Origin of the sequence: Xenorhabdus entomophaga, from assembly GCF_037996725.1 — a bacterium.
Taxonomy (GTDB): domain Bacteria; phylum Pseudomonadota; class Gammaproteobacteria; order Enterobacterales; family Enterobacteriaceae; genus Xenorhabdus; species Xenorhabdus khoisanae.
In genome coordinates, this window is the sequence record NZ_JBBMXH010000004.1 from 21,184 (window position 1) to 35,339 (window position 14,156).

Consider the following 14,156-nt stretch of genomic DNA (forward strand, 5'->3'; position numbering starts at 1 on the left):
CTATGATCAGGGTTACTGACAAACTTCACATTTAGGGTCTTTAGGCAGTTTGATCGCACGAAATTCCATTGCCATTGCATCGAACAGTAATATTTTTCCATGACAGGTTTTTCCATACTGAGTCAATAGCTTAATGGCCTCCATGGCCTGTAAGGAACCAATAGTTCCCACCAATGGCGCCATGACGCCTGCTTCAACACAAGTCAGATTGTTTTCACCAAATAGCCGGCTCAGGCAACGGTAACAAGGTTCTTCCGGTTGGTAAGTAAAGACGGAAAGCTGGCCTTCCATGCGAATGGCTGCACCAGAAACCAAGGATGTTTTACGTTCGTAGCACAAACGATTGAGTTGTTCACGGATGGCAACGTTATCTGTGCAATCAAGCACAATTTCGTGTCGGCTTATCAATTCATCCAATGCAGGATCATCTAATAATCCTTCAATGGGATGAATAGTAACGTGCGGATTAATCTCCCGTAGTGTCAGGGCCGCTGAATGGACTTTTGGCATACCAATGCGCTCATCGCGATGGAGAATTTGCCTTTGCAGATTGGAAAGGGAAACCGTATCAAAATCCAGCAGGGTGATAGTTCCAACACCAGCCGCAGTAAGATATTGGGAAGCCGCGCAACCGAGGCCCCCCACACCAACTATCAGCACTTTGGCAGATTTTAATTTTTCCTGCCCGTCGAAATCGAAACCCCGCAAGACAATTTGTCGGTTATAGCGCAGGGTTTCTTCATCGGTAAGTTCGATAGTCATTGTTTTATTATCTTATTGGTTTTTCAGCAAATGATTAAAAAATTCGATGTGCACTGTTTCGCCAACTGCAACATGCCCGCGTTCCCGTTCCAGAACGATAAAACAGTTTCCGGAGCTATAGGAACTAAAGATATGGGAACCTTGATGGCCTGTGGTTTTTACCTCGAATTCTCCGTTTTCATTGATGGCAGCGATACCACGTTGGAAATCCAATCTTCCGGCGGATTTTTTCAATGGCGTTGTCGCCTTGGCTGTGAGGCGCATTGGTGGTTGCCATGTGGTAAAGCCGGATAAACGGGCAATCAGTGGCTGCACTAATTGGTAGAAGGTCAACACAGCAGAAACGGGATTGCCGGGTAAGCCACAAAACCACGCATTCTCCAACTTGCCAAACGCAAAAGGTTTACCGGGTTTAATCGCGAGCTTCCAGAAACTGATTTTGCCCACTTCATCTAAAATCTGTTTAGTATAATCCGCTTCACCCACAGAAACGCCACCGCTGCTGATGACTAAATCGGCTTGTTTATCTGCATTGATAAACGTTTGGCGCAATGTGGCAGGATCATCGCAGATCACGCCCAGATCGATAACTTCACAATCCAGTTTTTCTAACATCAGGTGAACAGCAAATCGATTGGTATCGTAAATCTGACCAGCCTGTAACGGTTCGCCGATGGCTTGCAGTTCGTCACCCGTAGAGAAAATAGCAACTTTCAGCTTACGGACAACATCAATTTTAGCTATGCCCAGCGAAGCAATCAGCGGTAATTGCGCCGTGGAAAGTTTAATTCCTTTTGGTAACACCACCGCATTTTGAGTGATGTCTTCTCCAACAGTACGAATATTTTGCCCTTGTGTTACCGGAGAAATGAACCGGATCCCTGTTTCAGTAACCTCGGCCTGTTCCTGCATCACCACGGCATCAGCGCCAGAAGGAATAGGGGCGCCAGTCATGATGCGAATAGAACTGCCGGTCGGCCATTTTCCCTGAAACGGCACACCAGCCAGTGCTTTTCCTGCGACGGGCAAGGTTTGGTGATCGTTCAGATCGGCAACGCGAATGGCATAACCATCCATTGCTGAGTTATCAAAAGGGGGAACGTTGATGGGGGAAACGATATCAGTGGCAGTGATACGGCCCGCAGATTCAGTCAGGTTAATGGTTTCTGTGCTAGTTAGAGGGACAGCCTGCGCCAGTAATTTTTCCAGTGCCTGCTCAAGTGAAATTAAGTCTGAGGTATGACAGTGATCCATGAGAAGCTCCCTATATGCCGCAAATACAAATATTACAGTTTGCGGACCATCATTTATTTTGAAGCGTTTATTTTTGCAATTGAACGCATTATGACAAAGATTGCCTTGCTGGGGAATGAGGGGGAAGCAGTTGTTAATAAAAGATGTATATTATATTCATGATTTGTTATAACTGTTTTATTCCCACTAATCCAATTGATTTCATTATTATTTAATCACTATGAGCAATCAAACCATCACACCTCGTGGACGTCATTATCAGGCTTTTCAGATTGCATTAAGCGGCTTTCTTGCTTTGGTTGTTGCAATGGGAATAGGGCGTTTCACTTTTACCCCACAAGTTCCGTTGATGATTGCTGAATCCCAGCTAACATTGACGGGAGCAGGCATTGTTGCGGCATTCAATTATCTTGGTTATCTGGCTGGTTCTTATGATGCAATGCGGGCTCAGCGTTTTGTTGAATATCGTTTATGGAGTGGATTATGGGGAGCAGTGATCATTACGCTGCTTTCGGCATTGCTGGATGGTCCTGTTTTGCACAGCATTGCTCGTTTCTTTATTGGCTGGGCCAGTGGCTGGACGTTGGTATTGGTTGCGGCATGGGCGAATGATGAGTTGGCAAAACTGAATCGCCCGGGATTAAGTGCGGCTGTTTTCTCTGGGCCGGGAATGGGGATCTTTATCAGCGGTGTGTTGGCGATGGGGATTCAATCCTGGCAAATGAGCGCCGCCAGTGCGTGGATGTTATATGGCATTCTGGCTTTGCTACTCAGTATTTATATCAGCCGTCATTTGCCCCGCAGTGGTGAACTGCACCGCCCACAAACTGCCATCCAAAAACTCACTCTGACACCGGATATTAAGCGACTCGTGTGGAGTTACAGTCTGGCTGGATTTGGCTATATCTTGCCTGCAACATTCCTTTCCCAAATGGCGTCAGAACGTTTTCCTGGTAGCCTGTTTGCTCAGTTTGTCTGGCCCATATTTGGCGGTGCTTCTGTCATTGGCATTATGTTGGGAATTTTGCTGCGTAATGTCTCAACGCCTCAAATTCGTTTGGCAGTTTCGTTATGGCTTCAGGCATTAGGCATTTTAATTGCAGAAATGTTGCCGGATCTTGCCGGGTTGATGATTGGAGCATTACTGATAGGCGGTGGTTTTATGTGTGTGGTGCAATTGGCTTTGCAGTATGGCCGGGAATTGGCACCAAACCATGCCCGCTATATGGCGGGATTACTGACCACCGGTTATGCACTGGGGCAATTAGTGGGACCGGTATTATCAGCGGTTTCAACATGGCTGACAGGTAAACTGGAACCTGCTTTGTATATCTCATTTATTGGGTTAGTCATTGCGGGGTTATTGGTATTCAATCGTCATAAAATTCATCGTGAGTTATCTTGATTTGGCGCATTGATGACGTACAGGTATAGTTGTGCGTGGATACAAAAATAAATAAATATCGTGTGGTGTTACACGCACTGATATCTGCGTAAAATAAACGTTTCGATTATCCGTCAAGTAACGGAAAGTATTACTCTTGGAGAAACTGATGTCATCCCTAAGTACAGAAGCTGCATTGGTGCATTCAGCACTGGCCGCCCGTGGTCTTGAAACCCCATTGCGTGAACAAACTCTGGAGCCGGAAGTGCGTAAGGCACGCATTGAGGAACACATGACAGAAATTATGAAACTGTTAAATCTTGACTTGAGTGATGACAGTTTGGCGGATACGCCGGGTCGTATCGCGAAAATGTATGTGGATGAGATTTTTTCAGGATTGGATTATAACAATTTCCCGAAAATCACCCTGATAGAAAATAAAATGAAAGTCGATGAGATGGTAACGGTGCGTGATATTACGTTAACCAGCACCTGCGAACACCATTTTGTCATCATTGACGGCAAAGCTACCGTTGCTTATATCCCTAAAGATAAGGTCATTGGTTTGTCGAAGATTAACCGTATTGTTCAGTTTTTTGCTCAGCGTCCACAAGTGCAGGAACGATTGACGCAACAGATCCTGATTGCACTACAAGCCCTGCTTGGCACGAATAATGTCGCCGTTTCTATTGATGCTGTCCACTATTGCGTTAAAGCACGCGGCATTCGCGATGCAACCAGTACAACGACGACGACTTCTCTGGGAGGGTTATTTAAAACCAGCCAGAATACACGGCAGGAATTCCTGCGTGCCGTGCGTCATCTGCAATTATCATGATGAACTTTTAATATCATGGAGCATAGTTCTAATGGAGTAATGCACCAGCGAGTTGAGGTAATTGATAGTCTGCGTGGTTTTGCCATTTTGGGGATATTACTGCTGAATATCTCCGGTTTTGCATTGCCATATGCGGCCTATATGAATCTGTTTTATAACGATTCAGTTTCATCCTCTGATGTCGTGACATGGCTGATGTTGAATACCTTTACTCAGGGAAAATTTCTGTTCATCTTGACGCTGTTGTTTGGGGCATCGCTTGAATTGCTTCAACAGCGAGGGCGTGATTGGAATATTCCCAGGTTGCTGATTTTGGCTGTTATTGGTTTACTGCACGGTATTTTGCTATGGGATGGCGATATCTTGTTGTCGTATGGCATTGTTGGCCTGCTGGCATGGCATTTTATCAATAAGCGTCAAAAGTTGTTTGGCACAGCGGCGACTTTGTATTTGTTCGGCGTGATGATGTTTTATCTTCTGGGGTTATTTCCCGTAGGAGATAATAATTCATTCTGGCAGCCAACACCGGAAGACCTCTTTCATGAGAGTTACTGGAAAACTCATGGCGGGCTACTGGCTATAGAGCATCGAATCCGTCAAATCAGTGGCATCATGATTGTGGTCGTTGTGCAATACGGCTGGCAAATAATTGGAGTCATGCTTTTTGGCGCAATGCTACTGCGTAACGGTTGGTTAAAAGGAGAGTTCAGCCGCAAACATTACCGGCGATTGGCATTGTGCTTAATTTTTGTGGGAATGGTGCTTCAATGTATTGCCTTGTCAATTCAGTATTTATACCCTTACAGTTATTTTGCGTCGTGGACAGTCCGCTACACTATTACTGAACTGGCAACACCCTTGCTGGCACTGGCTTATATCTCGTTGATTTATGGATTCTGGTCTACCATATCACGCTGGAAAATTGCGTTTTGGCTCCGTCAGGTCGGGAGAATGGCACTGAGCAGCTATTTGTTGCAAACCTTGATTTGCACCACTTTTTTTTATCGCTTTGAATTATTTGGCCGGTTTACTCGTTTGGAATTGATGGCATTTGTTCCATTTATCTGGGCATTAAATATCGGGTTTGCTTGCTGGTGGTTAAATCGTTATTCACAAGGGCCGATGGAAAAGCTCTGGCGCAGTTTAACAACAAAATTGTCTGGTAAAGTCTAGGCAAGTCATTTTCTAAGTTGTTTAAAGATTAAGAGCCTATTGGATAGGCTCTTTTATATTTAATTCATTTATCTTTTTTATTTGCTACGAGGTTTTTTTCTAGTTCCTGTAGCTCTTCTGGTGATACAGCCGGATAACCCTGAACCCCGGTTGGGACGATATGTGGTGCGGGGATTGGCATCAATGGACCTAAAAAGCGTGGTTCACGTTTCAGAATATACAAATCTGTCAATGCGCCAAGGCGTGCAAATATTTCCCTGAGACGAATGGTCATCATATTCTTAGGGGAAGGCACCGCATAGCACTGTGCTTCTATACCCAGATGCATGGCGATAAACAAAGCACGTTCACAATGGAAACGCTGAGTGATGATGGTAAAGTCGTCAGTATCAAATACCTTGCGGGTTCTGACAATCGAATCCAATGTTCTGAAACCGGCAAAGTCCATCACAATGCTGCTGGCTGGGAGCCCCGCCTTGAGCAAATCCTTCCGCATGGTAATTGGTTCATTATAATTGTGCTGAGCATTATCTCCGCTCAATAACAAATACTTAACTTTACCGCTGTTGTAAGCGTTAACCGCTCCTTGAATACGGTAAAAGTAATATTGGTTATATTGACCGGTGTTATAATATTTAGATGTGCCGAGTACCATGCCGACTTGTCGCTCAGGAAGCTGCCTGAGGTCATCAAAAATGTAAGGAGCGGTTTTCCAGCTAATCCAACGGTCAAGCATAATCGCTGTCAGCATTATGACAGCAATAATGAAAACCAGACCGGTAATCAAGCGTTTCCACATGATTTTCGTTTGCCTTATATGTACTTATGGACCAATGCCTAAAGGCTACTTTACTTAAAATACCGAAGCAAGTTTTCAGTGGGTGATATTAAAATTAATTAAAAAACTAAAACGACGGTGTAATCACTGAATAAGCCCGCCAACATGATTGGCAGGCTTATTAAGATTATTATCAGAATGAGGTGCGTTTATAGATGCGATATTCTGGTTTCCAAAAATTGCGGTCAATTGCCTCATCCAGTGCATTTTCGGATGTGACAATTGCTACACCTTGAATTTGGGCTTTTTTCGCCACTTCTTTGGCTATCTTGCGAGAAACATCCTGGATGTCATCAATGGGCGGCAGTAATGGGCCAGAGCCTGTTTGTGCCAGTGGTGAGCACTCTGCCAATGCACGGCTGGCTACCATCAACATATCATCCGTAACACGTTTAGCGCCGGAAGCGATAACACCTAATCCGATACCAGGGAAAATATAGGAGTTATTGCACTGTGCGATCGGGAATTCCTGACCTTCATATTTTACCGGAGCAAATGGGCTGCCTGTTGCCACCAGCGCTTTGCCCTCTGTCCAGTTGATGATGTCTTCAGGACGCGCTTCTACACGAGAGGTTGGGTTAGACAGCGGCATCACGATTGGACGTTCACAATGTTTGTGCATTTCACGGATGATTTCCTCTGTGAACAAACCAGACTGACCGGAAACACCAATCAAGACAGTGGGTTTTGCATTGCGAACGACATCCATCAGCGAAAGGGAATCACTGCTGACATCCCATGATTGCAGAGCTGGGCTTTTTTGTACCAGCGCACTCTGGAAATCCAGAAGATTTGGCAGCTTATCGGTTAAGAGGCCAAAACGGTCAACCATGAACACACGAGCACGGGCCTGCTCATCACTTAATCCTTCAGATTTCATCTGGGAAATGATCTGCTCTGCAATCCCGCAACCTGCGGAACCCGCACCAAGGAATGTCACGGTCTGATCTTTTAGCTGACGTCCCGCGGCATGGCTGGCTGCAATCAGGCTACCAAGGGCAACGGCTGCGGTACCTTGAATATCATCGTTGAAGCAGCAAAGCTCATCACGATAGCGGGTTAATAGTGGCATCGCGTTGTTCTGAGCAAAATCTTCAAATTGCAGCAGGACATTTGGCCAGCGGCGTTTCACCGCCTGAATAAATTCATCCACAAATTCGTCATACTCTTTGCCAGTAATGCGCGGATGACGCCAGCCCATGTATAGCGGGTCATTCAGACGTTGTGGGTTATTTGTGCCCACATCCAGCACAACCGGTAAGGTATAAGCCGGGCTGATCCCACCACAGGAGGTATACAGCGACAATTTACCGATAGGAATCCCCATTCCCCCGATACCCTGATCGCCCAGACCAAGAATACGTTCACCATCAGTGACCACGATAACTTTCACATTCTGCTTGGTGGCATTTTGCAGCATGTCATCAATGTAAGCTTTGTTTGGGTAGGAAATAAACAGACCACGTGCACGGCGGTAAATGTCAGAAAAATGCTCACATGCTTCACCCACGGTTGGTGTATAGATGATAGGCATCATTTCACTGAGATGAGCATCAAGGAGGCGATAGAACAGCGTTTCGTTGGTGTCCTGAATATTCCTTAAATAAATGTGCTTATCGGCGTCATTTTTGAAATCGCGATATTGACGGTAGGCGCGCTCGGCCTGTTCTTCTATTGTTTCAACTGCCTGGGGCAGTAAACCATGCAAATTGAAATTGCTGCGCTCTTCTTCAGTAAAGGCACTGCCTTTATTCAGCAGAGGAAATTCCAATAAGATGGGGCCTGCGTAGGGAATATAAAGAGGACGTTTACTTTCGTGTTCCAGTTCCATGATGCTTACTCTTTGGACTAATCAATAACAAAATCGGCTGTAGATCCTAAGAAGATAAAAAAAATAAGTACAGCAAATGTTACTTAAATATATTTATCGTGAGCAAAAATGAGAGATAACATACAGAATTGGCTAAAAAAATGTTATTTAATTTCTTTATTTTACTTCTCTTGAGCGATATAGAGGAGTAAAACTGCCATTTTGTGAAGTTACTCTTATACCCATTGGGTATAGTTCATTTTAAAAGGTATGCCGTTCCACTTTTGTACAGCCAAGTGCGGTTAATGTCGATTGTGTTGCATTCCACTGTGATAAAGGGCTATTTTCACCTTCCACGAGTACCGCCCGTTTGATGGATTGACAATTTCCGCCTGACATATTCATGAGTATCAGGGCTGCCTGCAATGGCGGTAAACTCGGGTTGAATGCGGCGTTTTCTGCATAACGGCCGGTATAAATCCGCCCTTGCTCATCCTGTAGTGCGATCCCTGAGTGGGATTGGCTATAAGGTGCGTGACTGTGGTTTGCTGCGTCCAGTGCTGCCTGTACTAACTCGTCGCTGGTATTTAATTGATGCCCGTGGTTAACGGTATCCAGCAACAATGGCGAGTCTGTTAAATCACCTGGGCCAAAGGCTTCCGGCAGGTAATCTGCCAGAGTCAATCGGGGGCGATTGGGCAGGTAAACTTCTAATTGTGTTCCACTATTCAGCTCATTCATAAACTGGCGGCAGTGACCACAAGGTGAATAGTTGATAGTGATGGAAGCCAGTTTTTTTTCGCCACGTAACCAAGCGTGTGTAATTGCTGATTGCTCAGCATGGACAGTTTGCTGTAAAGGGACACCAGCAAATTCCATATTGGCACCGAAATAAAGATTACCACTTTCTCCCCGTGCAATTGCACCGACATAGAAATGGGAAATAGGTGTAATGGCACAGGCCGCAGCAAGTGGCAATAAGGCTAATGCCAGCGCATGATCATCAAATCCACTGATTTGTTTAACGGATTCAACCTGTTTTGCGGTTAGCATGGCAGAAAAGTCGTCATTGCCAATGTAAGGTAATAGCGCTTCTTGCAGTTTAGGCGTGATTTCTGACCAAATAGCATGAAAACGAGCTTGCATAGAATGATCTCCAAATTAATTGGAGGTCATTCTAGGATGTCTGTTCAGGTTTGTAATGTGATAATAGCCATATATTTAATGAAATTTGTGTAATAAAAGCATTATTTTAGCAACTTACATCAAATTTTTGCTGTTTTAATTAATTTTTTCACTTTTTGGTTACGCCTTGTCAACTTTTTTAACAATAGCTGTTGGCAGGATAATTAACCGAACAGATGCAATAAGATCGGAAATAAAAAAGGTGCAAGAAGTGAAGTAATAATGCCGCACGTCATTAAAGCCAGCGAACTATATGCTCCCTCGACATGATCCATTTCAGCACAGCGGGCAGTCCCTACTGCATGGGATGCTGTTCCCATCGCCAGCCCCCGTGAGGCCTGTGTCTTTATTTTCAGAAAATTAAACAGGTTATGCCCAAAGACTGCACCTAAAATACCTACCGCGATAACACAAGCTGCACTGATAGCGGGAATACCGCCAATAGAATCAGCGACGGCCATAGCAATTGGCGTGGTGACAGATTTGGGTAGAACGGAAGCGGCGATTTCAGGTGTAGCACCTGCCCATAATGCAATGGCAGTACCTGTTATCATTGCCACAATACTGCCAATAAAACAGATGGTAATAATCGATTTCCACTGGGCACGGATTTGATGGAGTTGTTCATAAAGCGGAAAGGCCAGCGCGACAACGGCAGGTTGTAGCAAATCATTCAATATCCGGCTACCCGCAAAATAATGTGTGTAAGGTGTATTTGTCATGAGTAGCAAGGGAATGATAACGGCCATTGATATCAACAAGGGATTAAATATAGGCAGTTTGAGCCGGATTGATAGCTTTTTGGCAAAATAAAATACGAGCAAAGTTAACGGTAGTGACCACCAAATATGACTTAACATTTTTCTTTCTCTTCCTGTTCTTCCTGTTCTTGCTGTTTAGCACCAATAATGATGCGCTCGCGGTGGACATAGTGGGAACTGTAGGCAACAACAATCATGACAATGATTGTACTGACAATACAGGAAAGGATAATGGGGAATATTTGCTGACTGAGTTGTGAGTAATAATCCATGACGCCCACTCCGATAGGTAAAAAGAGCAATGTCATGTTTTTCATCAACAGACTACAGCTTGGTTTTACCCAATGGGGGGGAATAATTTGGAATGCAAGTAAACAAAACAGGAGAAGTAAACCAATAATACTGCCGGGAAGAGAGAAGGGAAGCAGTGCTGAAATGATATTTCCCGCGATCAGGCACAAATAGAGCAACACGAATGCGCGCAGATATTGCCAGCCTATCATCAGCACGTTTTGGAAAGACATAATAGATAATTCCTCAATATAGCGAGGGTTTTATCATACGACTAACACCGTAAATGTGCCATACGTCACATTAAAAAGCGGACTCATTTTTGAGTCCGCCTTAGTATCCATTTGATAATAATCAATATTTTTTCAGAACATGCGTCAGTTATTTAACTTGCATGCCAGGTTGTGCGCCGCTATCCGGGCTTAGCAGGAAAATATCTTTTCCGCCAGGGCCTGCTGCCATCACCATACCTTCGGAAATACCAAAGCGCATCTTGCGTGGTGCAAGGTTGGCAACCATCACTGTCAGGCGATTTTCCAACGCCTTCGGATCAGGATAGGCTGAACGAATGCCGGAGAATACTTGACGAGTCTCGCCGCCGAGATCAAGGGTCAGTTTCAGTAACTTATCTGAACCTTCAACAAAATCAGCTTGTTTGATCAATGCAATACGTAGATCAACTTTAGCAAAATAATCAAATGCAATCGTGTCCTGAATAGGATCATCCGCCAACGGGCCAGTTACGGTTTTTTGGGGTTCGATGCTCTCTTTTGAATCAGCAACCATAGCTTCAATTTTAGCCATTTCAATGCGGTTAAATAGTGCCTTGAATGGGGAAACTTCATGGCTTAACAGAGGTTGTTGGATGCTGTCCCAAGTCAGCTCGGTATTCAGGAAGGCTTCTGCACGCACAGTTAGGCCCGGAAGCACTGGCTTCAGGTAAGTCATCAGTACGCGGAACAGGTTAATGCCCATTGAGCAAATCGCTTGCAGATCGGCGTCACGGCCTTCTTGTTTTGCCACAACCCACGGTGCCTGCTCATCAACGTAACGGTTAGCAATATCGGCCAATGCCATGATTTCACGGATTGCCTTGCCGAACTCGCGGTTGGTGAAGTCTTCTGCAATAGTTTGTGCTGCATCAACAAATTTTTGGTACAGCGCAGGATCAGCAAGCTGGCCTGCCAGTTTGCCACCAAAGCGCTTATTGATGAAGCCTGCATTACGTGAAGCAAGGTTAACCACTTTGTTAACAACATCGCTGTTGACACGCTGAACAAAATCTTCCAGATTCAGGTCAATATCATCAATGCGGGAAGAGAGCTTCGCTGCGTAATAATAACGCAGGCAATCAGCATCAAGGTGTTTCAGATAAGTTTCGGCCTTGATAAAAGTTCCGCGGGATTTGGACATCTTAGTTCCGTTTACGGTGATATAACCGTGAACGAACAGGTTGGTTGGTTTGCGGTAATTACAACCTTCCAGCATTGCCGGCCAGAACAGGCTGTGGAAATAAACGATATCTTTACCGATGAAATGGTAGAGATCCGCTTTGGAATCTTTTTCCCAGAACTCATCGAAATTCAGGTCATCACGCTTATCACACAGATTTTTGAATGAGCCCATGTAGCCAATTGGCGCGTCCAGCCAAACGTAGAAATATTTACCCGGTTGATCCGGAATTTCAAAACCGAAATAAGGTGCATCACGGGTGATATCCCATTGTTGCAACCCGGCTTCGAACCATTCCTGCATTTTGTTTGCGACTTGCTCCTGCAACGTACCAGAGCGAGTCCATTTTTGCAGCATATCGCTGAAGGCAGGAAGATCGAAGAAGAAATGCTCTGTGTTACGCATTTCTGGCGTGGCTCCAGAAACAACGGAACGAGGGTTGATCAGCTCCGTTGGAGAGTAGGTTGTTCCACAAACTTCACAGTTATCGCCATACTGATCTTCTGCCTTACATTTTGGGCAGGCACCTTTGACGAAACGGTCTGGCAGGAACATGCCTTTTTCTGGATCGTACAACTGAGAAATTGTCCGGTTCTTGATGTAGCCGTTCTTTTTCAGTTCCAGATAAATTTTAGATGCAAGGGCTTTGTTCTCTTCACTATGCGTAGAATGATAGTTATCGTAGCTGATGGCAAAGCCGGCAAAATCCTGCTGATGCTCCAGGCTCACCTTGGCAATCATATCTTCTGGTGAAACTCCACTCTGCTGGGCTTTCAGCATGATTGGTGTACCGTGGGCATCATCAGCACAGACAAAGTGAACCTCTTTGCCGCGCATTCGATGATAACGAACCCAAATATCAGCCTGAATGTGTTCCAGAATATGACCGAGATGAATTGGACCGTTAGCATAAGGTAACGCACAGGTCACCAATAGTTTGTTCGCGACTTGAGACATAGTTAGGATCTGACTTCCGTAAAATGAAAAGGGTTTTTGATGTTACCTGATCGAGAGCATTGCTGCTAGGGTAACGGGAGAACTTCGTCACTTTTACTTATGGCCTTATCTGAAGCCGTTAGCTTCTGTTATGATGTCCGAACGGTTTTAGGTTGAAAAAAGAGAAATCAAAAGGAGCCGGGATGAACTCACAATCCCCCGAGCAGACCAATCCTGACCTGCTGAAAGAACACGTTGCCAGGATACTGGCAACATTCAAACACCCGACATTAGAGCGAGATTTGATCGCCCTGAAAGCGTTGCATCAGTGCACTATGCTGGATGGTGTATTGCATATTGAATTAATCATGCCGTTCGTCTGGAAACGCGCCTTTGAAGTATTAAAAACAGAAACAACTCAATCCCTGCAAGCCGCGACGGGAGCGAAAGCCGTTGAGTGGCGATTAACCCATGATATCAGCACATTGCGCCGCGCCAATAACTTGCAGGGCGTAAATGGTGTGCGCAATATTGTAGCGGTCAGTTCAGGTAAGGGCGGTGTGGGGAAATCCAGTACGGCGGTAAATTTGGCGCTGGCACTGGCACAGGAAGGAGCAAAAGTCGGTATTCTGGATGCGGATATCTACGGCCCCTCTATCCCCAATATGCTTGGTACAGCTAAAGAGCGCCCGACTTCCCCAGATGGTCAGCATATGGCCCCGATTATGGTACATAGCATGGCGACTAACTCCATCGGCTACCTTGTTACCGATGATAATGCAATGGTCTGGCGTGGCCCGATGGCGAGCAAGGCCTTGATGCAAATGCTACAGGATACTTTGTGGCCAGATTTGGATTATCTGGTGATTGATATGCCACCGGGGACAGGTGATATTCAGTTAACGCTATCCCAGAATATTCCGGTGACTGGCGCGCTGGTTATTACAACACCACAGGATATCGCCCTGATTGATGCCATGAAGGGCATTGTTATGTTTCAGAAGGTCAATGTGCCGGTTTTAGGCATTATTGAAAATATGAGCACCCATATTTGCAGTAACTGCGGTCATCATGAGCCGATTTTCGGTACCGGTGGAGCAGAAAAACTCGCAGAAAAATATCATTGTCAATTACTGGGGAAAATTCCACTGCATATTTCATTGCGTGAAGATCTTGACCGTGGTGAACCGACGGTGATTAGTCAGCCTGATAGTGAATTTGCGGATATTTATCGTGAAATTGCTGCCGGTATTTCTGCACAGATGTATTGGCAGGGAGAAACGATCCCGACTGAAATTTCTTTCCGTGCAGTTTGATTTAAATAGTTGCAGTTTTATTTAAGTGGTTATTTAAAAAATAGATAAAAACGCCGTTGTTAGTTGACAGTTTTTTGTGAGCGGCGTTTTTTTGCTTTAGTTAAAAGCATTAGTTAATTTAATTATTTGTCTGGTTTTTTATTCTTTCCTGATTAA

General features: G+C 44.9%; 12 protein-coding genes. 4 read left to right on the forward strand and 8 right to left on the reverse strand.

The annotated features are described in order from the left end of the window. Window positions 1-12 precede the first annotated feature (12 nt). Window positions 13-762 (reverse strand): molybdopterin-synthase adenylyltransferase MoeB, encoded by a 750-nt coding sequence (moeB, locus tag AAC854_RS01410; RefSeq protein ID WP_340615568.1) that lies wholly within the window; start codon window positions 760-762, stop codon window positions 13-15. 12 nt (window positions 763-774) lie between these two features. Next, window positions 775-2,016, reverse strand: a complete 1,242-nt coding sequence (gene moeA, locus AAC854_RS01415; RefSeq protein WP_340615569.1) for a molybdopterin molybdotransferase MoeA — start codon at window positions 2,014-2,016, stop codon at window positions 775-777. A 220-nt stretch (window positions 2,017-2,236) separates the two neighbouring features. On the opposite strand from moeA, the gene AAC854_RS01420 reads away from it, so the two are divergent. The 3 genes from AAC854_RS01420 to yeiB all read left to right on the forward strand — a co-directional run bounded on the left by AAC854_RS01420 (window position 2,237) and on the right by yeiB (window position 5,411). After that, the gene (locus tag AAC854_RS01420) at window positions 2,237-3,421 is read left to right on the forward strand and encodes a YbfB/YjiJ family MFS transporter (protein ID WP_340615570.1); all 1,185 of its coding nucleotides are present in this window, start codon (window positions 2,237-2,239) and stop codon (window positions 3,419-3,421) included. Between the two features lie 148 nt (window positions 3,422-3,569). After that, window positions 3,570-4,238 (forward strand): GTP cyclohydrolase I FolE, encoded by a 669-nt coding sequence (gene folE / locus AAC854_RS01425; RefSeq protein WP_047961917.1) that lies wholly within the window; start codon window positions 3,570-3,572, stop codon window positions 4,236-4,238. 15 nt (window positions 4,239-4,253) lie between these two features. Continuing rightward, window positions 4,254-5,411 (forward strand): DUF418 domain-containing protein YeiB, encoded by a 1,158-nt coding sequence (gene yeiB / locus AAC854_RS01430; protein ID WP_340615571.1) that lies wholly within the window; start codon window positions 4,254-4,256, stop codon window positions 5,409-5,411. 64 nt (window positions 5,412-5,475) lie between these two features. Here yeiB and sanA read toward each other — a convergent pair whose 3' ends face one another. The 6 genes from sanA to metG form a co-directional block, all read right to left on the reverse strand. After that, a complete protein-coding gene (sanA, locus tag AAC854_RS01435) occupies window positions 5,476-6,210 on the reverse strand; it encodes an outer membrane permeability protein SanA (RefSeq protein WP_340615572.1) in 735 nt (244 codons plus the stop codon). Between the two features lie 172 nt (window positions 6,211-6,382). Then, window positions 6,383-8,080 (reverse strand): NAD-dependent malic enzyme, encoded by a 1,698-nt coding sequence (locus AAC854_RS01440; protein ID WP_340615573.1) that lies wholly within the window; start codon window positions 8,078-8,080, stop codon window positions 6,383-6,385. Window positions 8,081-8,320: 240 nt separating this feature from the next. Then, window positions 8,321-9,205 carry a cytidine deaminase gene (cdd, locus tag AAC854_RS01445; protein ID WP_340615574.1) on the reverse strand — a complete coding sequence of 295 codons (885 nt, stop codon included), beginning with the start codon at window positions 9,203-9,205 and terminating at the stop codon, window positions 8,321-8,323. Between the two features lie 203 nt (window positions 9,206-9,408). Then, complete coding sequence (locus AAC854_RS01450) at window positions 9,409-10,104, reverse strand: CidB/LrgB family autolysis modulator (RefSeq protein WP_340615575.1); 696 nt, start codon at window positions 10,102-10,104, stop codon at window positions 9,409-9,411. Next, on the reverse strand, window positions 10,098-10,529 hold the full coding sequence (locus tag AAC854_RS01455) for a CidA/LrgA family protein (RefSeq protein WP_340615576.1): 432 nt from the start codon (window positions 10,527-10,529) through the stop codon (window positions 10,098-10,100). The genes AAC854_RS01450 and AAC854_RS01455 overlap by 7 nt, the downstream gene beginning before the upstream one ends. A 148-nt stretch (window positions 10,530-10,677) precedes the next feature. Continuing rightward, window positions 10,678-12,705 (reverse strand): methionine--tRNA ligase, encoded by a 2,028-nt coding sequence (gene metG, locus AAC854_RS01460; protein WP_340615577.1) that lies wholly within the window; start codon window positions 12,703-12,705, stop codon window positions 10,678-10,680. A 182-nt stretch (window positions 12,706-12,887) separates the two neighbouring features. Here metG and apbC point away from each other — a divergent pair, with 182 nt between their 5' ends. Beyond that, window positions 12,888-14,000 carry an iron-sulfur cluster carrier protein ApbC gene (apbC, locus tag AAC854_RS01465; protein ID WP_340615578.1) on the forward strand — a complete coding sequence of 371 codons (1,113 nt, stop codon included), beginning with the start codon at window positions 12,888-12,890 and terminating at the stop codon, window positions 13,998-14,000. Window positions 14,001-14,156: the final 156 nt, after the last annotated feature.

Excerpts from the sequence above, each read along its gene's own strand:
- yeiB (WP_340615571.1), top strand. The coding sequence starts at position 4,254 with ATGGAGCATAGTTCTAATGGAGTAATGCACCAGCGAGTTGAGGTAATT.
- moeA (WP_340615569.1), bottom strand. The coding sequence starts at position 2,016 with ATGGATCACTGTCATACCTCAGACTTAATTTCACTTGAGCAGGCACTG.
- AAC854_RS01450 (WP_340615575.1), bottom strand. The coding sequence starts at position 10,104 with ATGTTAAGTCATATTTGGTGGTCACTACCGTTAACTTTGCTCGTATTT.
- AAC854_RS01455 (WP_340615576.1), bottom strand. The coding sequence starts at position 10,529 with ATGTCTTTCCAAAACGTGCTGATGATAGGCTGGCAATATCTGCGCGCA.
- metG (WP_340615577.1), bottom strand. The coding sequence starts at position 12,705 with ATGTCTCAAGTCGCGAACAAACTATTGGTGACCTGTGCGTTACCTTAT.
- apbC (WP_340615578.1), top strand. The coding sequence starts at position 12,888 with ATGAACTCACAATCCCCCGAGCAGACCAATCCTGACCTGCTGAAAGAA.
- AAC854_RS01420 (WP_340615570.1), top strand. The coding sequence starts at position 2,237 with ATGAGCAATCAAACCATCACACCTCGTGGACGTCATTATCAGGCTTTT.
- AAC854_RS01440 (WP_340615573.1), bottom strand. The coding sequence starts at position 8,080 with ATGGAACTGGAACACGAAAGTAAACGTCCTCTTTATATTCCCTACGCA.
- folE (WP_047961917.1), top strand. The coding sequence starts at position 3,570 with ATGTCATCCCTAAGTACAGAAGCTGCATTGGTGCATTCAGCACTGGCC.
- cdd (WP_340615574.1), bottom strand. The coding sequence starts at position 9,205 with ATGCAAGCTCGTTTTCATGCTATTTGGTCAGAAATCACGCCTAAACTG.
- sanA (WP_340615572.1), bottom strand. The coding sequence starts at position 6,210 with ATGTGGAAACGCTTGATTACCGGTCTGGTTTTCATTATTGCTGTCATA.
- moeB (WP_340615568.1), bottom strand. The coding sequence starts at position 762 with ATGACTATCGAACTTACCGATGAAGAAACCCTGCGCTATAACCGACAA.